Raw genomic sequence first — 23,307 nt, 5'->3', positions numbered from 1 at the left:
ATTGATGCCGCATCGTAGCGGGGCCCCAACTGAACTTTGACCTTTTGGGGGCTTCTTCTATGAAATTTCGCCTTGCTCTTGCCGCTTCCACCGCAGTGCTGCTGGCCGCCACACCGGCACTTGCGGAAACCGCTGCCGATCCTGCCGCAGCGACCGCAGCCGTGCAGAGCGAGCATGACAAGCTGTTCGCATTGTTCGAGGATGCCGACGCACGCGAACTGGCGCTCAATCCACTCAATCGCCTGTTTCGCGGAGAGGATGAAGGCGTTGACCGACTGGGCGACTTGCTGACGGATTCCAGCTTTCTTGCCAGCCGCACCGATATCAAACTGAACCTCGCGCTGCTGGCGCAGATTGACCGCGCGCAATTGTCTGAGACCGATGCGCTTGCCTATGACGTGTTCCAATATACGCAGGAACGGGCGTTGGCCGGTGTGAGTGACGAAATGCGCAGCCTTACCGAAGCGCGCCCGGTCAACCACTTCTTCGGGCTCCACACTTTCTACCCCACCTTCGCCAGCGGCAAGGGGGTCGCCCCGTTCAAGACGTTGGCGAATTACGAAGACAACCTGTCGCGCCACAATGACTACATCGCCTTCATCGACCGTGCGATCGAGCGGTCCCGCGAAGGCATGGAAAGCGGCGTGCTCGAGACGAAATTGACCATCGGCATCACCGTCACCCAGCTTGATACGCAGATCAACACCCCGCTGGCGGATTCGCCTTTCATGGCACCGACCAAGACATTCCCGGAAGGGTTCACAGACACCGACAAAGCGCGCCTTGTTGCCGCATACGAAGCCAAAACCCGCGAAATCTACGCCGCCAACACCCGCCTGCGCGATTTCCTGCGCGATGAATACCTGCCCGCCGCGCGCGACAGCGTGGGCCTGTCGCAGATGAAGGGCGGGGCGCAGCTTTACGCATTGCTGGTGGAAAATTCGACCACGCTGCCGCTTGATCCCGAAACCATCCACCAATTGGGGCTGTCTGAAGTTGCGCGGGTCAAGGCTGACCTTGAAAAGGTCAAGGCCGAGGTCGGCTTTACCGGCACGCTCAACGAATTTTTCGATCATGTCCGCAACGATACGCGTTTCCACCCAGAAAGCCGTGAGGCGCTGACCGAATCCTATTATGACATCGGGCGCGCGGTAGACGAAAAGATCGGCGATTATTTCTCGCTGCTGCCCAAGTCGGCATTGAAGATCGAACCCTACGACCCTTCGATCGAGCAGTTTCAGGCAGGCGGTTCCTACCAATCGGGTTCGCCCGATGGGGAACGCGCTGGGGTGTTCTATTTCAACGCCTATGACCTGCCCAGCCGCCTGACGACCGGCAATGTCACGCTGTATCTGCACGAAGGCGCACCGGGGCACCACTTCCAGATCAGCCTTGCACAGGAAAATGAAGACCTGCCCGCCTTCATGCGCTTTGGCGGCACCACCGCCTATGTCGAAGGTTGGGCGCTCTATGCCGAAACGCTCGGTTACGAGATGGGTTTCTACGAAGATCCGTGGAACCGCTATGGCACGCTGCAGGACGAACAACTGCGCGCAATGCGGTTGGTGGTCGATACCGGCATCCACGCCAAGGGTTGGAGCCGTGAACAGGCGATTGATTTCATGATGCAGAATTCGGGCATGACCAACACCGAAGTGGTGGCCGAAGTCGAACGCTATATCGCCATCCCCAGTCAGGCGCTGGCCTACAAGATCGGCGCGCTCAAGATCCAGGAACTGCGCAAACGGGCCGAAACCCGGCTGGGCGCGCGGTTCGATATCAAGGCGTTTCACGAACAGGTTCTGAACACCGGCGGCCTGCCGCTGGCGGTGCTTGAAACCAAGATTGACCGGTGGATCGAAGGCGAAGCGAGCCGGTAATTCGCCCAAGCCATTGCGGCTCTGACTCTCAACTCATCGCGTAACTTGCCCCGGTTGCCCGCTCCTGTGGCAACCGGGGTAAAGCTGTTCATCTGGCAGCAAGGTATTGCTGAACACGGAGCGCGGGCGCATATTCACCATAAGGGCTGACCCATAGGGATCGCCAGCCCAAACCACAGGAGCAACCCCGCCGTGACAACCAAATTCCGTGCCCCGCGCACCTTTGCGATCATCGCCCTGCTTGGCGCCACCGCCGCAACCAGTCTTTCCGCTCAATCCACGCAACCGGCTGACGGCAGCGAAGTGCTGACCACGGTTTACGGCAATCTGCCGCCCATGGCCGCAATGAACGAAGGCCCCCGGATCACCGGGATCATTTCCGCGCGCCAAGGCCAGCGCCTGCAGGTTACAGCCGATGATGGCAGCAACACCATCGTGACACTCCATCCCGAAACCGAAATCCGCACACGCGGCGGGTTCCTGGGGATCGGCAACAAGACCTTCGACCACAGCGCGCTGATCAACGGGCTGCCCGTGATCGTGAAGACCGCGCAATATGGCGATGGTCTGGTCGCGAGCGAAGTGCGCTTCAACAGCGATGATCGCCAGATCGCCGCGATGATCCGTGGCGGCACATCGCAACGTTTCGCAGAGCACGGTGCCGCGATCGAGCAGAACACCGCTGGGGTCACCCAAAACGCCGCCGCGACCGAGGCCCTGCGCGGGCGGCTCGGCGATATCGACAAATACAACCTCAAAAGCACCACCAATGTCTATTTCGACACCGGCAAATCAGCGCTGACCCCCGGCGCGCGGGCCGAACTTTGCGCCGCGGCGCAAGAGGCCAACGCGAACGAAAATTCGCTGATGCTGGTGCTGGGCTACACCGATTCCACCGGCTCGCAGGAGGTCAATCAGACGCTCAGTGAAAAGCGCGCTTCCGCCGTGGTCAATCACCTGCAACAGGTGTGCAAGTGGAAGCCTTACCGGATGCTAACCCCGACCGGGATGGCGACCGCAGACCCGGCAGCGGACAACACCACCGCCGCCGGACGTGCGCAGAACCGCCGCGTTTCGGTCAATGTGCTGGTGAGCAAGGCGCTCGACGAGCAGTAAGCACAAACAGGGCTGGGGCGGGTCTTCCGGGGCCTGCCCTACCCGCCCGCGTGGTAAAAATCATAGACCTTGCGCGCCACCGCCGCGCTGACGCCGGGGGCGCGTTGCAGGTCTTCCAATGCGGCGGCGCGCACCTTGCTCGCCGTGCCGAAATGCAGCAGCAACGCTCGCTTTCGCGCTGGGCCGATACCGGCGATTTCGTCGAGCGGTGACGCCGTGATCGCCTTTGACCGCTTGGCCCGGTGCGCGCCGATGACATAGCGGTGCACTTCATCGCGCAGGTTCTGCAAATGGAATAGCAGCGGCGAATTCACGGGAAGCATTTTCTCGCGCCCGTCGGGGAAGTGGAACACTTCGCGCCCCTCGCGCCCGTGGTGCGGCCCCTTGGCGACGCCGATCACCGCGATGTCATCAGCGATACCAATCTCCTCCAGCACCCGCATCACGCTGGACAGTTGCCCCTTGCCGCCATCGATCAGGATCAGGTCGGGGAGAGTCGCCTCGTGCCCCCCCGGCTTTTGCCCCGCCTCCGCCTCGCCCTCACCAAAGCTGCGGAACCGCCGCGCCATCACTTCGCGCATCATCGCAAAGTCATCATTGGTCTGCGCCTCGCGGATGTTGAACTTGCGGTATTGGCCTTTCTCAAAGCCTTCTGGCCCGGCCACCACCATCGCGCCGACCGCCTTTGCGCCCTGAATATGGCTGTTGTCGTAAACCTCGATCCGCTGCGGTGGGGCGTCAAGTTCCAGAAACTCGGCCAGCTCGCGGTTGATCTTCGCCTTGGTGCCCGTCTCTGCCAGCCGCCGTTCGAGCGCTTCGACCGCATTGCGCTGCGCCTGCGCCATCAGCTTGCGCCGGTCGCCGCGTTCGGGAATGGTGATGCGCACTTTGCGGTCTGCGACTTCGGACAAAGCCGCTTCGATCAGCTCGCGTTCGGGCAGATCGCGATCGACAAGGATGTTCGGCGGCGGCGGCACTTCCTCGTAGAATTGCAGCATCACGCTGGCGAGCACCTGCGCTTCGTCCACATCATTGGTGTGGCGCGGAAAAAAGGCGCGGTGGCCCCAGTTCTGCCCGCCGCGAATGAAGAAGGCCTGCACCCCCATCACCCCACCCTTGGCCGCGAGCGCAAACACATCGGCATCGCCTAGCCCAGCCGCGTTGATCGCCTGCGACCCTTGGATAAAGGTCGCCGCGCGCAGACGGTCGCGCAGCATCGCCGCAGTTTCGAATTGCAGGTTCTCGGCTGCCTCGGCCATTTGCCGTTCCAGATCAGCCTGCACCGCGCCCGATTTGCCCGAAAGAAAATCCTTCGCCTGCCGCACCAGCGCGTCGTAATCAGTTTCATTGATCCGCCCGACGCAGGGCGCAGAACACCGCTTGATCTGATAGAGCAGGCAGGGCCGGTCACGGTTGTTGAAGAAACTGTCTGTGCAGCTTCGCAGCAGGAACAGCTTTTGCAGCGCGTTGAGCGTGGCGTTGACGCTGCCCGCACTGGCAAACGGGCCGTAATAATTGCCCTTCGCCCGCCGCGCACCGCGATGTTTCTGGATGCGCGGAAAGGCGTGATCGGCGCGCAGCAGGATGAAGGGGAAGCTCTTGTCATCGCGCAGCAGCACGTTGAACGGCGGGCGGAAGCGCTTGATCAACTGCGCTTCCAAAAGCAGCGCCTCGGCTTCGGAATTGGTGGTGATGATCTCCATGGCGCGCGTCTGGCTGACCATGCGCTGAAGCCGCCCGGATAGCCCCGCGATCTGGGTGTAATTCGCCACCCGCGCCTTCAGACTGCGCGCCTTGCCGACATACAGCACATCGCCGCGCGCGTCACACATCCGGTACACGCCGGGCACCGGCTTCAACACCTTCACCATATCGCGGATCGCCTGCACCCCGCCTTCCAGATCGGGCTGGGCGCTGGCGACAGTGTAGGCGGCGCGTTCCTCGTTGAAACGCTCCGCTCCGCGTGGGTCATGGGGGGTGCCTGCGGGTGTATGGGCCATGTTGTGCAGATAGGGACTGCTGGGGGCGATTGGCAATTCCCGCAAGCGCGCCTATCCGCGCCGCAATGGATCAACATGATGTCATCATCCTCGGCGCGGGCGCTGCCGGGCTGTTCTGCGCAGCGCAGGCGGGGCAGCGGGGATTGCGCGTCGCGCTGCTCGAAAAGGCCGAAGCTCCCGGCAAGAAGATCCTGATTTCGGGCGGCGGGCGCTGCAATTTCACCAATCTGGGCGCAGGGCCAACCAATTACCTCTCGGCCAACCCGCATTTCGCCAAGAGCGCCCTCGCCCGCTACACCCCCGCCGATTTCATCGCACTGGTCGATCGGCACGGGATCGCGTGGCATGAAAAGACGCTGGGGCAATTGTTCTGTGATGGTTCGGCCAAGCAGATCGTGGCGATGCTGCTGGACGAATGCCCGGATGACCGCGTGATGCTGACCTGCGGCGTGGAGGTGGCGGCGGTGGCGCGCGGGGATGACGGCACCTTCACCGTCACCGCCGCCGATGGTCGCGTATGGCAAGCGCCCACGCTGGTGATCGCCACCGGCGGGCCTTCGATCCCCAAAATGGGCGCGAGCGATTTTGCCTATCGATTGGCGCGGCAATTCGGGCTGAAGGTGGTGGAACTGCGCCCTGCGCTCGTTCCGCTGACGCTGGGGGGAGAGGATGCCTTGTTCCGCGAATTGTCAGGCGTCGCCGCCCCGGTGCGGGCGCGCGCAGGAAAGGCCGAATTTGCCGAGGCCGCGCTGTTCACCCACAAGGGCCTGTCCGGCCCGGCGATCCTGCAAGTCTCCAGCTATTGGCGGCATGGCGAGCAGGTGGCGATCACCTTCCTGCCCGATGCCGATGCCGACTGGCTGATCGCGGCCAAGCGTGACCGCCCGCGCACGCATCTGCGCACCGTCCTGCGCGAAGCCCTGCCCGCGCGGCTGGCCGATGCGCTGGCTGACCGGCTGGGGTTGGATGGTGAATTGGGCAACATCACCGACAAGACCTTGCGCAGCGCGCAGGCGCAGCTGGCCGACTGGCGCTTTGCCCCTAACGGCACCGAGGGTCTCGCCAAGGCCGAAGTCACCGCAGGCGGCATCGCCACCGCCGAACTTTCCAGCCGCACGATGGAGGCCGCCAAAGCCCCTGGCCTTTATGCCATTGGCGAAGCGGTGGACGTCACCGGCTGGCTTGGCGGGTATAACTTCCAATGGGCTTGGGCGAGCGCCTATGCCTGCGCCGAGGCGCTCACCCAAGCACGTGGTTAGAACAACTTCCGCAGATCAATCCCCAGATACAGGCCCAGCGGATCGATCACAAAGGGCTGATAATTGATCGGCGTATCACCATTGGCATCGCGCACCTTGCGCTGTGTATCGAAAACATTGTCGGCGACCAGCGATACCCGGAAGTCTTTGAACACCCCGTCATTCTTGCCCGTGATTTCGCCCATGTTGGCAAACACCCGTAGGTTGAAAGTGGCGATGTCGTCAAAGAACAGATCATTGCTGCCCGGCAGGCCCGATCCGTCCAGCCGGGTTTTACCGGTGTAAATCCCCGAGAGGCGGAACCCCAAGCCCTTGCCGAACAGGCCTGCTTCCAACCGGCTGGAATGGCGCGGGAAGCCGAAGGCACCGGTCGCCTCACCATCCAACTGATTGAGCGGGTCAAGGCCGGGCGCGATCAGGATTTCGTTATCGAGTTCGAGGGTGTGGTTGAGGTTGAAGAAATACCGCCAGCCAGCGAAGTTCCGCCCCGCCAGCGGATTGAACGCCGGAGCCCCGCCGCCAGAAGGCGCACCACCGCCCGCCGCCGCCTGCTGTGGAGCACCGCCCGAAGCGCCGCCCGGCGCTCCGCCACCCATCATCGCCGGGTCAATGCTGCAAATACGAGTGCGGAATTCGGCCAATCGCGCCGGATCAACCGCGCCATCCGCCCCGCGCAGCCGCGCCAGCATCGGTTGAAGCCGTGCCGGGTCAATCCCCGGAAACTCCGCCGAAATATCCGCGCCGCTATCAATCGCGGCGGCCAGCTTTTCCAGAAAGGCCAGCCCGTCCTCAGCGCACAACCGCGCGCGGAATGCCATGAACTGTTCGCGCTGTTCGGGCGACGGCGCAGCGCCGCTGCCAAAACGTGCCGCACCCGCAGGCGGCGCGCCTGCACCCGATTGCGGCGGTGCCGGTTGTGCTGCGCCCGCAGGCGCGCCGCCGCTGCGACCGCCGCCGCCGAAGCCGCCTCGGCCTCCCTCTCCACGCGCAGGCGCGCCGATGCTGCCACTGGTAGAAAACGTGAACTGCAATCGATCAGCCCGCGTTTCGGAAAAGCTGACCGAACGCCGGTCAACCGCGATCAGACGCCCATCGACGTCGCGCGTCACCCGTCCGGGGAAGGCCGCCTCGATCTCAGGTGTGATCTGCGGGAAACCGCTGACGACATCGTCCGAACGGTTGCGGATATATTCCACCGTCAGGCGGGTGCTGTCCCAGAACGGCAATTGCCAGTTGGCCGCAAACTTCCAGTCACGCTGCGTTTCCGCCGGAAGATCAGGGTTGCCGCCGGTGGTGACATCGGCGAGCACCGATTCGCCGCGGGTGAAATCAAACACCGGCACGTTGAAATTGACGATGGTGGGATTGCCCAGCGCACCAAGGCTGGGCGCGACCTCGCGCCAGATATAGGTCGCCGACAGCGCCAGCCCATCAAATGGCTCCCAGTTCAGCCCCGCGTTCCAATCACCCAGCGTGCCGAAATCGCTCAAGTCCTCAACCCCGACCTGCACGTTGAGCGTGAAGGTGCCGAGCGCATCGGCAACGCCGGTGCGGCGGTTGGTGATCGGGATCACCACATTCGCCCCGCTCGACAATTGCCGCCGGGTCAGGCCAACATCAACAGCTGATCGGGTATCCGCGCTTTCAATTCGCCGCCAGTCCAGCCCGACATCGAAGGTTGCCAGCACTTCACCAGCGGGAAGCTCTCCCAGCGGGCCTTCGAGCGTGGTTAGCGACTGGCCGTTGATCACGCGGTTGCGGGCAACGTCGAACCCGGCGGCAGCATTGGTGGGCAACGGCCCATCAAGCGCCAATGTTCCCGCCAGCGCCGCATCGCGCAGCGGTTGAGTGTCAAACCGCTTGTCAATTTCAGTCTCGGTCTCTGCTAGCGAGCCGTCAAAAGTGCTGGTCAGGCGGAACCTGTTGACTGGCCGGGTCACCGAACCGGCAGCCGAAATCGTGTCAGTCGATGAGCGCCGCGTCAAAGGGGTATCCGCCCCAAACGTGCGCACGATCCCGGCCTGATTGGGATCATCGGTCAGCACCACGGTATTCAGCCCGTCAAGACTGCGGCTTTCATTGCGCTCGTAATTGACGTTCGCGCTCAGCGATGTGCCGCTATCAATGATAGCCTTGGCCCACGACAGGTTGGCTTCAAGGTCAAAAGTATCCGCCAACAGGCTGCGAAACCGCGCCTGATCAGGATCGCCCGAAATATCGGAAACCGAGCCTTCGGTCTGGCGAATATCACGCTCGTCCTCGGTCAGCAGCGAGGTATCCTCCACCTCGATATTGGCGTTGATCCGTCCGCCATCGGCAATCTTCAGCACGCCGAACTGCTGTTCGTTGCGGGTATAGCCGCCGCGCGAGGGTGTCTCGAACTCCAGATCGGCCCGACGGTTGGAATAATTTTCCTTGAGGATCAGGTTGATCACGCGGCGATCAGGCGGAAAGCCGAACCGCTGGGCGACTTCTTCGGGAAACACCTCAACCCGCGCGAGCGCTTCGGGCGGGTAATTGGCGAATTCGCGGAAAGAGCCGATGCGGATGCCGTTGACGAGAATAACCGGTTGTCCGCCTCCGCGACCGCGTGCTGACCCGGTCTGCGCGCTAATCTGCGCGATAAGATCGGTGATCGACGTCACGCCTTCAGCCGCAATCGCCTGCTCATCCAATTGCAGCAGCGGCGCCTGATCGACCACCAGCTGCCCGCGCAAACGCTGTCCGCTGACAATGATCTCTCCGCTTGAAACAGCATTACCGCTGGCGCTTTCGATCTCGTCATCATCGGCCTGCGGAACGGCGGCAGGCTGCGGCTGGGCAACAGTAGTGCTGTTCGCCAGCAGCGGCATCGCCACAGCAAGACTGGCAGCACACGTGCCAGCGCGAAGCAGAGCACGAGAAAGCCGGGAGAGGTTCATTATGTCCCTTTACGTCAATGGTTTTTGCGATTTGCCCTACGACGGGCTTCGGTATGCTGCTTTGTTACGATTCCCGCCGGTTTGTGGATGCGTTGCCCTGCCTGAACAAACCTGTGCGATCGCTTAACGCAGGAGCCTTCCCTTTTGGCTTCTGCATCGCTAAAGCGCGCTACCGCATCGACGGGCGTATTGTGCGCCGCAACACCAAAGAAGGAATTACATGGCCAAGGAAGAACTCCTCGAAATGCGCGGGCGCGTGGTTGAATTGCTGCCCAATGCGATGTTCCGGGTGGAGCTTGAAAACGGCCATGAGGTGCTCGGCCACACGGCGGGCAAGATGCGCAAGAACCGCATCCGTGTGCTGGTGGGTGACGAAGTGCTGTGCGAGCTGACGCCGTATGACCTTACCAAGGCGCGCATCACTTATCGTTTCATGCCGGGTCGCGGCGGCCCCGGCCCGCAGTAAGGGCTGGCAGCCCGGATGGGCTCGCCTCATCTCACCTTGGCGTCCGCGTCACCCCGGCGGCGCGAGCTGCTCGGGCGGCTTGGCCTTACGCCGGACGCAGTATCGCCTGCCGACATCGACGAAACGCCGCTTCCCGGCGAACTCCCGCGCGCCTATGCCTTGCGCATGGGGCGCGAAAAGGCTTTGGCTGTGGACGCGCCCGGCCATGTGCTGGCGGGCGATACCGTGGTCGCGGTCGGGCGGCGGATCCTGCCCAAGACCGAAACCGAAGCGCAAGCGCGCGCCTGTCTCGCGCTTATGAGCGGGCGGCGGCATCAGGTGCTCTCCAGCGTGGTGCTGCGCGCGCCTGATGGTAGCTTGCGGACAAGGCTTTCGGAAACCGTGGTGCATTTTAAGCGGCTCTCGCACGAGGAAATCGCCGCCTATCTCGCCAGCGACGAATGGCGCGGCAAGGCTGGCGGATACGCCATTCAGGGCGCAGCCGAGGGACTGATCGAATGGATCAGGGGCAGCCATTCGGGCGTGATGGGCCTGCCGCTGTATGAAACGCGCGCGCTGCTGAAAGCGGCAGGATTTTCCATTGGCTGAACGAACAGCGCCAGAATGGCTGATCGAAGACGGCATTGGTGAACGGCGCGCGCTGCTGATCGCAGGCGAGCGCGTGTTGGCGGCGCGGGTGGAATGGCCGGGCGAACTTCGCGCTGGCGACCGCCCCACTGCCAAACTGATCACCAAACTTGCCGGAACACGGCGCGGGGTGGCGTTGCTGAGCAATGGCGGCGAGGCATTGGTCGATCACCTGCCCCCGCGCGTGACCGAAGGGCAAACGCTGGAGGTCATCATCACCCGCGCCGCCTTGGCCGAGCGTGGACGGTTGAAACGCGCGCAGGCACGCGTGGTGGCCGAAGAAATGCCGCCCGCGCCTGCGTCGCACACCGAAGGCCGCGTGGTGCACCGCTTTCCCGCCGGGTTGTGGGAGGATGTGTGGCACGCCGCATCATCGGCCAGCCTCGATTTTCCGGGCGGCGAAATCCTCGTCAGCGTGACCCCGGCGATGACCGTGATCGACGTGGACGGCATCGGATCTGCGCGCGATGTGGCGCTGGCGGCGGTGCCAGCGATTGCCCGCGCGCTTCGCTGGTTCGATCTTGGCGGCAATATCGGGATCGATTTTCCCACGCTGGCCGCCAAGGCGGAACGCCGCTTGGTGGACGAAGCGCTGGAAACCGCGCTGGCCGATTGGCCGCATGAACGCACGGCGATGAACGGGTTCGGGTTCGTCCAACTGGTCGCCCGGCTCGAAGGGCCATCGCTGCTGCACCGATTCGCCACGGCGCGTCTTGGCGCATCGGCGCGCATTGCGCTGCGCCACGCAGAATTGGCGGCGGAAGGCGGCACAGGGCGCGCGGTGCTGCTGACGGTTCACCCGGCGCTCAAGGCCAAGCTGAAAGACGAATGGCTCGACGAGCTGGCTCGGCGCACCGGGCGCGAAGTGCGGATCGCGACCGATCCCGGGCTTGCCATCGAGGCCGCCCATGCCCAATTACTGAACGCATGAGCACGTCCGCATCCAAACCCTGCCCGATCTGTCGCAAGCCGCGCAACCACGCGCTCAAGCAGCGAAGCGGTAGCGCACAAGAAAACCCATTCCACCCCTTCTGCTCGCAGCGCTGCAAGGATCGCGATCTGGCGCGCTGGTTCTCCGATTCCTATACCGTCGCTGGCCCGCCAGCCGACCCTGAAGCGGTTGCGTCCAACGACTGGCGCGAACAGGATTGATGCGAGGGGATAATCCCGCAGGCTGGGGAGAAATCCCTCTTGCCAAGCCAGCCAGCCTTCGTCATAGGGCCGCTCTCATTTGCTCGCCGGGTAAGCAATGCTTGCAAAACCCGTCGCTGCAGCGAATGCCCGGGTAGCTCAGGGGTAGAGCAGCGGATTGAAAATCCGCGTGTCGGTGGTTCAAATCCGCCCCCGGGCACCATTCGCTGGCTGCAAGAGCCGAGCTGGGAGTTACAATATCATGTCCCGCCGCACCAAAATCTACGAAGGCAAGGCCAAAATCCTTTACGAAGGGCCAGAGCCTGGCACGCTGATCCAGTATTTCAAGGATGATGCGACCGCCTTCAATGCCGAGAAAAAAGGCACGATCAACGGCAAGGGCGTGATCAACAACCGCATCAGCGAACACGTGTTTACGCGGCTGGCGCATATCGGCATTCCTACCCACTTCATCCGCCGCCTCAACATGCGCGAACAGTTGATCCGGCAGGTCGACATCATCCCGATCGAAGTGGTGGTGCGCAATGTCGCCGCAGGATCGATCTGCAAACGGCTCGGGATTGAAGAAGGCGAGCCGCTGCCGCACACGCTGATCGAGTATTATTACAAGGACGATGCACTTGGCGACCCATTGATCGCCGAAGAACACATTGCCTGCTTCAACTGGGCCAGCATTGAAGAAATGCACGACATTTCGTCGATGGCAATCCGCGTCAATGATTTCATGTGCGGGATGTTTGCCGCGATCGACATTCGTCTGGTCGATTTCAAGCTCGAGTTCGGACGGCTTTATGATGGCGATTATAGCCGCGTCATACTGGCGGATGAAATCAGCCCCGATGGTTGCCGCTTGTGGGACATGGCGACCGGGGAAAAGCTCGACAAGGATCGCTTCCGCCGCGACCTGGGAGGCGAGGAAGAGGCCTACCGCGAAGTTGCGCGCCGGCTCGGCTTGCTGAACGGTGAAGACGCCGGGCCGGGCGAGGTGTTCGACCTCTCACACGCCCGCAGCCGGTTGCGCGGCACGCCGCCCCTGAAGAAATAGGTCGCAGAAATAAGCTGACAGAAGCGTTTCAGGCCCTAGTCTCTCGATACCCCTTATGATCGACGCGAGAGACACCTGAAATTGATGCGAATTCGCACCCTTGCTGCCAGCGCGATGCTGGCGCTGTCGCCGTTTGCCTTCACCACGGCGCCAGCGGCGCAAGATGCCATTACCGCCGAAGCCGCCGTCAAGACCCCCACACCCACCTCCACCTGGGCATTCGAGCAAAGCGATGTGCCGGTCGATCCCGACTATACATTCGGGCGGCTGGATAACGGGATGCGCTACGTCATCCGGCGCAATGCCACGCCCGAAGGCACCGCGCTGGTGCGGATGCGGATTGCCTCGGGCTCGCTGGAGGAGACCGATAGCGAGCGCGGGCTTTCGCATTTTCTCGAACACATGGCCTTCAACGGATCAACCAACATTGCCGAAGGCGAGATGGTCAAGCTGCTGGAACGCGAAGGTCTGGCGTTCGGCGCGGATACCAATGCCTCGACCGGGTTTGAAGAAATTACCTATATGCTCAACCTGCCGCGCAATGATGCGGCGCTGCTGGACACTGCATTGATGCTGATGCGGGAAACCGCGAGCGAACTCACCATCGCGGCCGGTGCGGTCGAGCGCGAGCGCGGGGTAATCCTCGCCGAGCGCCGCGACCGGGCGGGGTTTCAAGAACGCAATTACGAAGACTACACCGCCTTCATCGCCCCCGGCGCGCGCTATGCCGAACGCCTGCCGATTGGCACGGGTGCAGTTCTGGAAAACGCCGCCGCTGACCAGCTTCGCGCGCTGTATCAACGCACCTACACGCCTGCCAATACCGTCGTGGTGGTGGTCGGCGATTATGCGGTCGCCGACGTCGAGGCTGCGATCAGAGCACGCTTTGCCGATTGGCAGCCAGCGCCTGCTCCCACCGCCCCAGCCGCAGGCCCGGTTGACCCGGCCCGCGCGGGCCTCACCGATATTCACCTTGACCCTGCCCTGTCCGAAAGCGTCACCATCAGTCGTATTGGCCCGTGGCGCGATCAACCCGATACGATCGCCAACCGCCGCGAACGGAGCCTGCGCGCGGTCGGTTACGCGATCATCAACCGCCGCCTCGCGCGGCTGGCGCGGGGCGAGGATGCACCTTTTCGCGGCGCCAGCTTTGGCACCGGCGACATTTTCGAAGCCGCGCGGGCCACCAACCTCAGGGTGTCCAGCGTCGACGGCGAATGGAGCAAGGGCGTGCTGGCAGCGGTGCGTGAGATCAATCAGGCGCTGACCTATGGCTTTAGCCAGGCCGAGGTTGACGAACAGACCGCCAATTACCGCGCCGCGATGGAAAATGCGGTGAAGGCCGCTTCGACACGCGGGCACAATGCGTTTGCAGGTGCTGCGCTGGCATTGGTGAGTGACGAGCAGGTGCCAACCACGCCCGCATGGCAATTGACTGAGTTTGAGCGATTGCTGCCTGACATCACGCCGCAGGCCGTGTGGCAGGCCGTGCTGGACGATGCAGCGGCGCTGGAACAGCCGCTGATCCGGTTTGAAGGCCGCACCGCGCCCGATGGCGGTGAACAAGCGCTGCGCGCCGCGTTTGATGACGCCATGACGTTGCCGATTGCGCCACCTGCGGATAACGGCCCGCTGGCGTTTGATTACAGCGATTTCGGCTCGCCGGGGACGGTAGTGGCCGATACGCTGGAACCCCGGCTTGGCCTGCGTTTCATCCGCTTTGCCAATGACGTGCGGCTGACGCTCAAACACACTGATGTGCGCAAAGACCGGATCGGCTTTGCGCTGGCGGTTGATGGCGGTGATCTGATGAATACCAGGGATGCGCCGCTGCGCACCTATCTAACCGGTTCGCTGGCATCGGGGGGGCTTGGTAAGCTTAGCCAGGACGAAATGAACAGCGTGCTGGCCGGGCGCAGCGTGTCGTTCAACCTGTCGAGCGAAACCGATGTCTTTGCCGCATCCGGCGGCACCACCCCGCGAGATTTGCTGCTGCAACTGCAATTGCTGGCGGCCGGGTTAACCGACCCCGGCTATCGCCGCGAGGGCGAGGAGCGCTTTCGCAAAAGCATCGAGAACTATTTCGCGACAATCGATTCCACTCCCGGCCGCGCGCTTTCCACGGCGATTGGCGGGATATTGTCGGATAATGACCCGCGCTTCACGCTCCAATCCAAAGACGCATTCTTCGCGCTCGATTACGCGCAGTTGAAGGCCGCAATCGGCGACCGGCTGGCCAACGGCGCGATCGAGCTGGCACTGGTCGGCGATTTTGACGAGGATCAGGCAATCGCAGCGGTTGCCGCCACGCTCGGCGCGCTGCCGGTGCGCGAGCCTGCGTTCAACCCGCGCACCGATGCCCGCACCCGCGGCTTTACTGCGCAGCGCGGCCAACGCATCCTGACCCACAGGGGTGAGGCCGATCAGGCGGTGCTGCAATGGATCTGGCCCACGACGGACGACAGCGACCTTGCCGAAACCCTGCGGCTTGATCTGCTGTCGCGGGTTGTGGGGCTGGAACTGACCGACCGGCTGCGTGAGGAACTGGGGCAGGCCTATTCGCCCTCAGCCGGGTCCAATCCCAGCCATTTTTATCCCGGGTTCGGCACTTTCGGAATCAGCGCCTCTGTCGCCGCTGATCAGGTTGAACCGAGCCGCGCGGCGCTCCGGCAGCTCATCGCCGACCTCAGGGATCGCCCCCTCGATGCGGACATATTGGAACGCGCCCGCAAACCATTCCTTGAAGATTATAACAACGTTCTGAAAGATCTGAACGGCTGGCTCAACCTTGCCGCGCGCGCGCAGAGTGAGCCGGATCGGCTGGATCGCTATCTTGCGGTGCCGCAGGTGGTTGCGGCGATCACGCCGGAAGATCTGCATCAGGCAGCGCGCCAATGGCTCACCCCCGAAGGTGCGGTGGAGTTGCTGGTGGTTCCTGCTCTGGCTCCCGCCGAATAAGCGGCAGATACGAAAAAACCGACAGGTCGCCCCTGCCGGTTTCTTCCATTCATTGGGCCTTTCAGACTGGCGCGATCAGTACTTCACCCCCAACGACACGCCTATAATGCGCGGATCATTGACGAAAGCGGTGTTGTTGTTGAAGTCGATCACGCCCTGAACGTTTTTCTCGTCGGTAATGTTGCGCGCGAACGCGGCCACTTCCCACAAACCGTTGCCATGCGAATAGCCAATCCTGAGACCGCCTTCGATCCGGCTCTTGGCGTTGAATTCGAGGCTTTCGAAAAGCAGGAAGTTGGTATCGCCAAGGTATACCCAGTCGGTGAAGATGAAGAACTCTCCGCTGTTGCCAACCGGCAGGCTGTAACGCGCGGTGAAATCGCCGCTCCATTCGGGCGCGTTGGGGAACGGGTTGCCATCAATCAGCGCGCGGGTCGCACCTCCGATCACCACGGTCGGGTTCGTCACGGTGCACTGCGCGCAAATGCCAACCGCTAGGTTTTCATCCTTGATCTCGGTATTGTTGTAAGCCAGCCCCAGCGTCACCAGAAATTCGGGGGTGATCTGAACCGCACTGTCGAATTCAAAGCCCCAAGCTTCGCCCTTGTTGGCATTGAGCAGCTGGACGAGGTTCCCCGCCCCGCCCACGGCGGTGAACTGCGGGTCATCGACAGTGTAGTAAAACGCCGCCCCGTTGAGGCGCACCCGGCGATCAGCCAGCTCGCTTTTGAAGCCGACTTCGTAAGACGTGATATTTTCCGATTGTGCCACCGAAGGTGCAGCGAAGAAGGCGACGTCGCGGCCCTGAATGGTCGGCCCCCGGAATGAATTGGCGACCTTGGCATAGACGCTGGCATCGTCAGACACGTCGGCAAACAGGCTGATATCCCAGTCAAGCTGTTCATCCCCCACGCTGACCGGCTGCGGCGGAGCGCCTGCACGCACGAAGAAATCCTTTTCATCGTCGGTATAGCGCAGGCCGCCGGTAACGCGCAGGTTTTCGGTTAGCTGATAAGACAGTTGGCCGAACAGCGCCCAGGCTTCGTTGGTATGGTTGACGGTGACCGGCGGCGGGAAATCAAACCCGATGGTGGTGACATCGAAATCACTATCGAAATAGAACCCGCCAAACTGCCAGTCGAGCGGCCCGCCGCCGTTCGAAGCCAGGCGGATTTCCTGGGTGGTCTGATCAAGATCGAGCGAATCCTGCGTGTCTGACGGGAACGGGATAAAACCCGGCCCCATGACAGGTAGGAACGATGCGCCAAACCCGCCATCAACATCGCCCCGGCTGGAACCTTCGCTGGTCCAATGGCTGGTGATCGAGGTCAGCGTTGCGCCATCAAATTCATAGGATGCGGTGACCGTCGCGCCGAATTGTTCATATTCGGCAACATTGCCGCCGCCAGCATCGAAAAACACGGTGTCCCGAATGAAGTTTTCATTGAGATCATTATTGCCGGGGCCAAGCACGTTGGCGCGGAAGATGGTTGACGAACCATCCAGATCGCGGACATTGATCGACGCCAGCACGCTCGCACGTTCAGTGGGCGTGAACAGCAACTGCCCGCGCACCGCGAAATCGTGATAGCCGCCCAGCGCGTTGTTCTCTCCGGTAAAGCCGTTGTCGATCCAGTCGTTGCGGCTTTGCGATTGCAATGCAACGCGGAACGCCAGCACGTCTTCCACCAACGGCCCGCCCAGCGCAGCATTGAACGAGACCGTGTCATAGCGGCCATAACTTGCCGATGCGCGGACATCATTTTCGAACGATGGCTTGATCGAATCGATCTTCACGATCCCCGCCGGGGTATTGCGACCAAACAGCGTGCCCTGCGGCCCGCGCAGCACCTCAACCCGCTCAACATCGAATACCGGAAAGCTTTTCAGCGTCACGTTTTCGAGCACAACGTCATCAAGCAGCACCGAAACCGGCTGCGATGCGGCAAGATCGAAATCGGTGTTGCCAAGCCCGCGAATATAGAACCGCGGCGCGATCCGGCCATTCGAACTTTCAACGTTAAGCCCCGGCGAGGTGCCAGCCAGCGCGGTAATGTCCCCCGCCCCGCTGAAGATCGCGCCAAGGCGTTCCTGATCCAGAATGTCGGCTGAAACCGGCACGTCCTGCATGTTTTGTTCGCGGCGGTTGGCAGTCACGATGATGGTGGCAAGCTGGCCATCAATGTCCGAAGCGGCCTCACCATCCTGCGCGGTCGCGGGAGCAGCAAAGCCAAACGCAGCAGCAGCAAGGATGGTCGAACCGGCCCATGCGGCACGGAAAGCGGAAAAACGGTGAGACATCAAACAACCCCTATGTTTGATTGGGTGGATATTGGGTGCGCCGGACGAGGTGACAGTTTCGGGCGATTCGCGCGAGGTCGGGCAAGAAGAACGCCGCGCAGAACTAGCAATCTGAAAGCAATCTTTCACCAGTTGTTGCATCAAAGTTACAATTATGCAGATTTCTCGACCGCTTTATGACAAACGCGACCGCAATTCCTGTGGTGCAGAAGTCTGATCAGCGCGATTGCACGCGCAGGCTGGCGCGTTATAGCGGCGGCATCTCGTTCCCCCGGCTCATCGCCCGTGAAGATGGAGTAAGCATCCATGCAAGTGCGCGTTCTCGTCCGATTGAAACCCGGCGTCCTCGATCCGCAGGGCCGCGCGGTGCATCATGCCCTTGAAGGACTGGGCTTCGCCGGGGTCGAGGATGTGCGGATCGGCCGGTTGATCGAACTCGATGTGGCAGACGGCACCGACCACGCCGCGCTGACCGCGATATGCGAAAAACTGCTCGCCAACACCGTGATCGAAGACTTCACGATCGAGGGCCTGGGCGAGCCCGAAGGGACGCGCTGATGACGTTCCGGTCTGCCGTAATCACCTTCCCCGGCTCCAACTGCGATCGTGATATGGCAGTGGCGCTGGAACAGATATCGGGCGCGCCGGCCATTCGCGTCTGGCATGGCGACGCCGAACTGCCCGAACGGCTTGATCTGATCGCCTTGCCCGGCGGCTTTTCCTATGGCGATTACCTGCGATCGGGCGCGATGGCCGCGACCAGCCCGATCATGCGCGCGGTGATCGCCGCTGCATCACGCGGGGTGCCGGTGCTGGGCGTGTGCAACGGCTTTCAGGTCTTGACCGAGGCGCGGCTGCTGCCCGGTGCACTGCTGCGCAACGCCGGTCAGCGGTTTATCTGCCGCAGCGTGGCGTTGACGGTCGAGAACACCGATTCGCTGTTCACTTCAGCCTATGTTCGGGACGAGCAAATCCGCATCCCGGTTGCCCATCATGATGGCAATTACTTCGCCGATGCCGAAACGCTTGACCGGCTGGAAGGCGAAGGCCGCGTCGCGTTTCGCTATGCCGAACCGTGCAACGGATCAGCGCGCGACATCGCCGGGGTGCTGAGCGCCAATGGCCGGGTGCTGGGAATGATGCCGCATCCCGAACGCGCGATTGAGCCAGCGGCGGTTTCGGCGCTGGGTGGATCAGATGGTCGGCGGCTGTTCGAAAGTGTTTTTGCAGCGCTAGCCAGCGCCTGATAGCGGGCCGGTTTCAGGCGCGTTCGGCGCGGGCGAGGTCGAACAACTTGCGCGCGTCATTGGCTGCCATGGGACGTCCGAAGTAATATCCCTGAATCTTGTCGCAACCAAGGTTGCGGATCAATTCCGCTTCTTCGGCAGTCTCCACCCCTTCGGCAGTGGTCGTCATGTCAAGGCTCCGCGCCATGGCCACCACGGCGTTGATGATCGCCAGACTTTCGGCGCTTCCCTGCGCTGCACCTTGAACAAATGTCCGGTCAACCTTGATCGTCGAAAACCGCAACTTGCGCAGGTAGCCGAGCGAGGAATAGCCAGTCCCGAAATCGTCGAGCGCCACCGAACAGCCCAGCGCCATCACCTGTTCAAGCGCATTACGCGCAACGCTGGCATCGCGCAGGAAAATGCTCTCGGTCACTTCAACCTCGAGCCGCTCGGGCCTGAGACCGCTCGCCGCCAGCGCCTCGACCACCTCGGCGTGGAAACCGGGCTCCAGCAACTGCTCAGGCGAAACGTTGACATTGACCTTGATATGATCGGGCCAGCTGCGCGCCTCTTCGCAGGCCTTGCGCATCACCCATTTGCCGATCGGCAGGATCAGGCGGGTGTCTTCGGCCAGCGGGATAAATTTTCCTGGGCTGACAAATCCGTGATCGGCGCTGTTCCAACGCACCAACGCCTCGAAACTCACAATGCCTTCGCTGCGGGCGTCGACGACGGGTTGATAATGCAGTTCCAGTTCGTTGCCGCCCAGTGCGCCGCGCAGCGAAGCCTCCAATTGGCGGCGTTCCTCCGCAGACGCATGGAATATCGGTTCGAAGCCGCAATGCTCACCGCCACCCACGTCCTTTGCACGATAAAGCGCAAGGTCAGCATTACGCATCAGGTCTTCGACGCTGCGGCCATCGCGCGGCCCTTCAGCCGAACCGATGCTGGCGCCAATATAAAGCGTGTGATGGTCAACCTGGTAGGGTTCGCTAAGCCTGTCGATCACACGGCGGGCAAGGTCGCGCGCATTGCCGGAAGCCGCGATATCGCGCACCACCACTGCGAATTCATCACCGCCCAGCCGCCCGCACATCTCGTTTTCGCTCATCAGCGATTGCAGCCGCGCGGACACCTGAGCCAGCAGTTTGTCGCCAATGAGGTGGCCAAGTGAATCATTGACTGCCTTGAACCGGTCAAGGTCGATCATCAGTAGCGCGCAGCGCGAACGCCACTGATCGGAATAACGCAGTGCCTCGGCCAACGCCTCGGTCAGTTGCAAGCGGTTAGGGAGCTGCGTCAGCGTGTCATAGCGCGCAAGATAGGCGATCTTCTCGGACGAATTGCGCTGCTCGGTCACATCAGAGCCAACCCCGCGAAAGCCGGTGAAGTGGCCATGTTCGTTACGCATCGGCGTGCCGGAAAGTTCCCACCACCGCTCTTCGCCCATAATCGAAACCTGAACGATAAGATTCGAGAAATATTGGCGATTCTTCAGGTGTTCGGCAAGATCGTGCAGGCTGGCAGGAAACTGGCCGCTTTGCCACTTGTTGCCCGCGATCATTTCCAGCAACGGTCGCCCTTCGATATCAGCCTGCGGCCGACCCAAGGCAAAGGCGAAGCGCGGACTGACCGAGCGCAGACGCCTGGCGGGGTCGATTTCCCACAGCCAGTCAGCCTCGTTCTCTTCGAACTCGCGCAGCAGCAGCGAAACGACTTCTTCCTTTTCAGCCACCATCGCCTCGGCCACGCGCGCGGTAAGGTAGGTCCGGCCCACCTCTACGGTGCCAAGGATTGCCGCCACCGTGAACAACAGCACCGCCACCATCGCCAGCCAGTATCCGGCCATCCCGAGGTGGAGCACCGCCCCCAAGCCGACAATCGCGATAAAGCCAACGATACCAATCGGCGCGGCGGTGTAGAAAAACACCGATACCGCCATCATCAATGCGATCACCATCAGCATCGCCATCCGGTCGCCTTCGGAACCGAAGAACGGAAAGACCACCATAGCGACCGCCCAGAGCAAACCCGACATGATCGGCGTGGTCGCCTGACGCGACAATTCGGAGCGGGTAATCCGCCGCTTTTGGGTGTCGACCAGTGTCAGATCGATCTTGTATCCACGGAAATGAACCGCCGCGAGCATCATCATCCAGATGCACAGGCTCAGCGCACCAACCGATCGCCCATAAATCTGGAACACGAACAGGGCGAGCACCCCTTGGGCAATGATCCGGTAGAAGGCCAGCTTTGCCAGCGCCGAATATTGCAGACCGCGCAGACGCGCCCAATCCACATCGCCCTTGTCCGACAGGCCGAGCACGGTCGAAATCGGCATTTGCGCCGGATGCATCGGGGCAGAAGATGGGGAAGGTTCGATCACAGCCCCGCCCATAACCATCAAAGGTTAGAGTGCGGTAAAGCCTGATGGAACTTAATGATTAAGGTGAGGGCGACGTTTACTCGACCGTCACCGATTTGGCGAGGTTGCGCGGCTGATCGACATCGGTGCCTTTGACCACGGCGACGTGATAAGCCAGCAATTGCACCGGAATGGCATAGACCAGCGGCGCGATCAGCGGGTGGACCACCGGCATTTCGATGGTCGCGATGCAGCCCTCACCCGCCGCTTCAAGGCCTTGCGCGTCGGAAATCAGCACCACCTGCCCGCCGCGCGCGCGCACTTCTTCCATGTTCGACACGGTCTTTTCGAACAGCGGGCCCGATGGCGCGATCACCACCACCGGCACGGCATCGTCGATCAGCGCGATCGGCCCATGCTTCATCTCGCCTGCGGCATAACCTTCAGCGTGGATATAGCTGATTTCCTTCAATTTCAGCGCGCCTTCCAGCGCCAGTGGATAATCCTGCCCGCGCCCCAGATAGAGCACGTCCCGCGCCGGAGCGATCAGGTGCGCCATTGATGCAATGTCATCATCATGATCGAGCGCGGCGTTGAGCGCAGCGGGGGCTTCAAGCAGGTGGCGAACGATCTCGGCTTCTTCGTCGCGGGACAAGCGCCCCTTCCTCACCGCCATATGCGCCGCCAGCGCGGCCAGCACGGCAAGCTGACAGGTAAACGCCTTGGTCGAAGCCACCCCGATTTCCGGCCCGGCATGGGTCGGCAACAGCAGATCAGCCTCGCGCGCCATGGTGCTGGTCGGCACGTTGACCACCACCGCGATGGTCTGCCCGGCAGCCTTGCAATGACGCAGCGCGGCAAGCGTGTCGGCGGTTTCCCCGCTCTGCGAGATAAACAGCGCGAGGCCGCCTTCCTCCAACACCGGCTGGCGATAGCGGAACTCGCTCGCCACATCGATATCGACCGGCACGCGGGCGAATTGTTCGAACCAGTATTTCGCCACCATCCCGGCGTAAAACGATGTGCCGCAAGCAACGATGGTGAGGCGGCGGATGCTCGACAGGTCGAAATCGATCTGCGGCAGCGCCACTGAATTGTCCGAACGGCGCAGATAGGAAGCGAGCGTTTGCGCCACCACCGTGGGCTGCTCGTAAATCTCTTTCTGCATGAAGTGGCGGTAATTGCCCTTCTCCACCGCCGCCGCCGATGCGCCCGATGCGCGGATTTCGCGGGTGACGGGATTGTTCTCCAGATCGTAGATTTGCGCAGCCTCACGCCGCAGCACCACCCAGTCGCCTTCTTCAAGATAGGTGATGCGCTGGGTTAGCGGGGCTAGCGCCAGCGCGTCCGAGCCGAGATACATCTCCGCTTCCGCGCCTTCGGGGCCATAGCCCAGCACCAGCGGCGAACCGAGCCGCGCGCCGATCAGCAGATCGGGATGCGAACGGAACGCAATCGCCAGCGCAAACGCGCCGCGCAGGCGCGGCAACACTTCGCGCACCGCCTCTTGCGGATCGGCCCCGCGCTCAATCTCGGCAGAAATTAGGTGAGCGACCACCTCGCTATCGGTCTCGCTTTCGAACACCCGGCCATTGGCCGCGAGTTCGGCGCGCAGCTCCTTGAAATTTTCGATGATGCCATTGTGGACGATCGCGACTTCGCCGGTGGCGTGCGGGTGGGCGTTGGTGGCATTGGGCGCGCCGTGGGTAGCCCAGCGGGTGTGGGCAATGCCGACATTGCCGGGCGCAGGATCGCCTGCCAGCACCGTGACCAGATTGGCCAGCCGCCCTTCCGCACGGCGGCGCACCAGCGCGCCATCGTGCAGCGTGCAGATCCCCGCGCTGTCATAGCCGCGATATTCCATCCGCTTGAGGCCATCAACCAGCCGGTCAGCAACGGCTGCCTTTCCCACGATCCCGATAATGCCGCACATTGCCTGAAAGTCCCCGATATTTGCTGCGTTACGCTCTAACCGCTCGTGCTTTAAC

Annotated in this window: 16 protein-coding genes and 1 tRNA gene; 12 read left to right on the top strand and 5 right to left on the bottom strand. The window is 62.2% G+C overall.

Annotated elements, in window-relative coordinates; all coding sequences use genetic code 11:
- Window positions 1-59: 59 nt before the first annotated feature.
- Both ABIE62_RS02970 and ABIE62_RS02965 read left to right on the top strand, forming a co-directional pair.
- On the top strand, window positions 60-1,880 hold the full coding sequence (locus tag ABIE62_RS02970; RefSeq protein WP_354323421.1) for a DUF885 domain-containing protein: 1,821 nt from the start codon (window positions 60-62) through the stop codon (window positions 1,878-1,880).
- Window positions 1,881-2,072: 192 nt separating this feature from the next.
- Window positions 2,073-2,996 carry an OmpA family protein gene (locus tag ABIE62_RS02965; RefSeq protein WP_354323419.1) on the top strand — a complete coding sequence of 308 codons (924 nt, stop codon included), beginning with the start codon at window positions 2,073-2,075 and terminating at the stop codon, window positions 2,994-2,996.
- Window positions 2,997-3,034: 38 nt separating this feature from the next.
- Here ABIE62_RS02965 and uvrC read toward each other — a convergent pair whose 3' ends face one another.
- Window positions 3,035-4,996 carry an excinuclease ABC subunit UvrC gene (gene uvrC, locus ABIE62_RS02960; RefSeq protein WP_354323417.1) on the bottom strand — a complete coding sequence of 654 codons (1,962 nt, stop codon included), beginning with the start codon at window positions 4,994-4,996 and terminating at the stop codon, window positions 3,035-3,037.
- A gap of 65 nt (window positions 4,997-5,061) precedes the next feature.
- Here uvrC and ABIE62_RS02955 point away from each other — a divergent pair, with 65 nt between their 5' ends.
- Window positions 5,062-6,255 carry a BaiN/RdsA family NAD(P)/FAD-dependent oxidoreductase gene (locus ABIE62_RS02955; RefSeq protein ID WP_354323416.1) on the top strand — a complete coding sequence of 398 codons (1,194 nt, stop codon included), beginning with the start codon at window positions 5,062-5,064 and terminating at the stop codon, window positions 6,253-6,255.
- Here ABIE62_RS02955 and ABIE62_RS02950 read toward each other — a convergent pair.
- The gene (locus ABIE62_RS02950) at window positions 6,252-9,176 is read right to left on the bottom strand and encodes a porin family protein (protein ID WP_354323414.1); all 2,925 of its coding nucleotides are present in this window, start codon (window positions 9,174-9,176) and stop codon (window positions 6,252-6,254) included. The genes ABIE62_RS02955 and ABIE62_RS02950 overlap by 4 nt on opposite strands.
- Before the next feature lie 220 nt (window positions 9,177-9,396).
- Between ABIE62_RS02950 and infA the strand changes: the two genes are divergently transcribed.
- The 7 genes from infA (at window position 9,397) to ABIE62_RS02915 (ending at window position 15,424) form a co-directional block, all read left to right on the top strand.
- Window positions 9,397-9,642, top strand: coding sequence for a translation initiation factor IF-1 (gene infA / locus ABIE62_RS02945; RefSeq protein ID WP_007163491.1), 246 nt, complete (start codon window positions 9,397-9,399; stop codon window positions 9,640-9,642).
- 15 nt (window positions 9,643-9,657) lie between these two features.
- Entirely contained in the window at window positions 9,658-10,230 is a 573-nt protein-coding gene (locus ABIE62_RS02940; RefSeq protein ID WP_354323412.1) for a Maf family protein, read from the top strand.
- Window positions 10,223-11,200, top strand: coding sequence for a ribonuclease E/G (locus ABIE62_RS02935; RefSeq protein WP_354323411.1), 978 nt, complete (start codon window positions 10,223-10,225; stop codon window positions 11,198-11,200). Before ABIE62_RS02940 ends, ABIE62_RS02935 begins: the two co-directional genes overlap by 8 nt.
- A complete protein-coding gene (locus ABIE62_RS02930; RefSeq protein WP_354323409.1) occupies window positions 11,197-11,421 on the top strand; it encodes a DNA gyrase inhibitor YacG in 225 nt (74 codons plus the stop codon). Before ABIE62_RS02935 ends, ABIE62_RS02930 begins: the two co-directional genes overlap by 4 nt.
- A 127-nt stretch (window positions 11,422-11,548) precedes the next feature.
- A tRNA-Phe gene (locus ABIE62_RS02925) sits at window positions 11,549-11,623 on the top strand.
- Window positions 11,624-11,662: 39 nt separating this feature from the next.
- Window positions 11,663-12,466 carry a phosphoribosylaminoimidazolesuccinocarboxamide synthase gene (purC, locus tag ABIE62_RS02920; RefSeq protein ID WP_354323407.1) on the top strand — a complete coding sequence of 268 codons (804 nt, stop codon included), beginning with the start codon at window positions 11,663-11,665 and terminating at the stop codon, window positions 12,464-12,466.
- Between the two features lie 84 nt (window positions 12,467-12,550).
- Entirely contained in the window at window positions 12,551-15,424 is a 2,874-nt protein-coding gene (locus ABIE62_RS02915; protein WP_354323405.1) for a M16 family metallopeptidase, read from the top strand.
- Between the two features lie 75 nt (window positions 15,425-15,499).
- Here the strand turns inward: ABIE62_RS02915 and ABIE62_RS02910 are convergent, their stop codons facing one another.
- Complete coding sequence (locus ABIE62_RS02910; protein WP_354323403.1) at window positions 15,500-17,725, bottom strand: TonB-dependent receptor; 2,226 nt, start codon at window positions 17,723-17,725, stop codon at window positions 15,500-15,502.
- Window positions 17,726-18,031: 306 nt separating this feature from the next.
- Here ABIE62_RS02910 and purS point away from each other — a divergent pair, with 306 nt between their 5' ends.
- Entirely contained in the window at window positions 18,032-18,283 is a 252-nt protein-coding gene (purS, locus tag ABIE62_RS02905; RefSeq protein WP_354323402.1) for a phosphoribosylformylglycinamidine synthase subunit PurS, read from the top strand.
- A complete protein-coding gene (gene purQ / locus ABIE62_RS02900; protein ID WP_354323400.1) occupies window positions 18,283-18,972 on the top strand; it encodes a phosphoribosylformylglycinamidine synthase subunit PurQ in 690 nt (229 codons plus the stop codon). Before purS ends, purQ begins: the two co-directional genes overlap by 1 nt.
- Window positions 18,973-18,985: 13 nt before the next feature.
- Here purQ and ABIE62_RS02895 read toward each other — a convergent pair whose 3' ends face one another.
- The gene (locus tag ABIE62_RS02895; RefSeq protein ID WP_354323596.1) at window positions 18,986-21,310 is read right to left on the bottom strand and encodes a putative bifunctional diguanylate cyclase/phosphodiesterase; all 2,325 of its coding nucleotides are present in this window, start codon (window positions 21,308-21,310) and stop codon (window positions 18,986-18,988) included.
- A gap of 106 nt (window positions 21,311-21,416) precedes the next feature.
- Window positions 21,417-23,252, bottom strand: a complete 1,836-nt coding sequence (glmS, locus tag ABIE62_RS02890; RefSeq protein WP_354323399.1) for a glutamine--fructose-6-phosphate transaminase (isomerizing) — start codon at window positions 23,250-23,252, stop codon at window positions 21,417-21,419.
- Between the last annotated feature and the right edge of the window lie 55 nt (window positions 23,253-23,307).

The sequence above is a fragment of the Porphyrobacter sp. MBR-155 genome (assembly GCF_040547625.1).
Lineage (GTDB): Bacteria > Pseudomonadota > Alphaproteobacteria > Sphingomonadales > Sphingomonadaceae > Erythrobacter.
This window is presented reverse-complemented; position numbering and strand designations above follow the sequence as displayed.

What these genes read in the sequence shown, in the direction of transcription:
- glmS (WP_354323399.1), bottom strand. Translation starts at nt 23,252, where the DNA reads ATGTGCGGCATTATCGGGATCGTGGGAAAGGCAGCCGTTGCTGACCGG.
- ABIE62_RS02915 (WP_354323405.1), top strand. Translation starts at nt 12,551, where the DNA reads ATGCGAATTCGCACCCTTGCTGCCAGCGCGATGCTGGCGCTGTCGCCG.
- ABIE62_RS02930 (WP_354323409.1), top strand. Translation starts at nt 11,197, where the DNA reads ATGAGCACGTCCGCATCCAAACCCTGCCCGATCTGTCGCAAGCCGCGC.
- ABIE62_RS02910 (WP_354323403.1), bottom strand. Translation starts at nt 17,725, where the DNA reads ATGTCTCACCGTTTTTCCGCTTTCCGTGCCGCATGGGCCGGTTCGACC.
- purC (WP_354323407.1), top strand. Translation starts at nt 11,663, where the DNA reads ATGTCCCGCCGCACCAAAATCTACGAAGGCAAGGCCAAAATCCTTTAC.
- ABIE62_RS02895 (WP_354323596.1), bottom strand. Translation starts at nt 21,310, where the DNA reads ATGCATCCGGCGCAAATGCCGATTTCGACCGTGCTCGGCCTGTCGGAC.
- ABIE62_RS02940 (WP_354323412.1), top strand. Translation starts at nt 9,658, where the DNA reads ATGGGCTCGCCTCATCTCACCTTGGCGTCCGCGTCACCCCGGCGGCGC.
- uvrC (WP_354323417.1), bottom strand. Translation starts at nt 4,996, where the DNA reads ATGGCCCATACACCCGCAGGCACCCCCCATGACCCACGCGGAGCGGAG.
- ABIE62_RS02970 (WP_354323421.1), top strand. Translation starts at nt 60, where the DNA reads ATGAAATTTCGCCTTGCTCTTGCCGCTTCCACCGCAGTGCTGCTGGCC.
- ABIE62_RS02950 (WP_354323414.1), bottom strand. Translation starts at nt 9,176, where the DNA reads ATGAACCTCTCCCGGCTTTCTCGTGCTCTGCTTCGCGCTGGCACGTGT.
- purS (WP_354323402.1), top strand. Translation starts at nt 18,032, where the DNA reads ATGCAAGTGCGCGTTCTCGTCCGATTGAAACCCGGCGTCCTCGATCCG.
- purQ (WP_354323400.1), top strand. Translation starts at nt 18,283, where the DNA reads ATGACGTTCCGGTCTGCCGTAATCACCTTCCCCGGCTCCAACTGCGAT.
- infA (WP_007163491.1), top strand. Translation starts at nt 9,397, where the DNA reads ATGGCCAAGGAAGAACTCCTCGAAATGCGCGGGCGCGTGGTTGAATTG.
- ABIE62_RS02955 (WP_354323416.1), top strand. Translation starts at nt 5,062, where the DNA reads ATGGATCAACATGATGTCATCATCCTCGGCGCGGGCGCTGCCGGGCTG.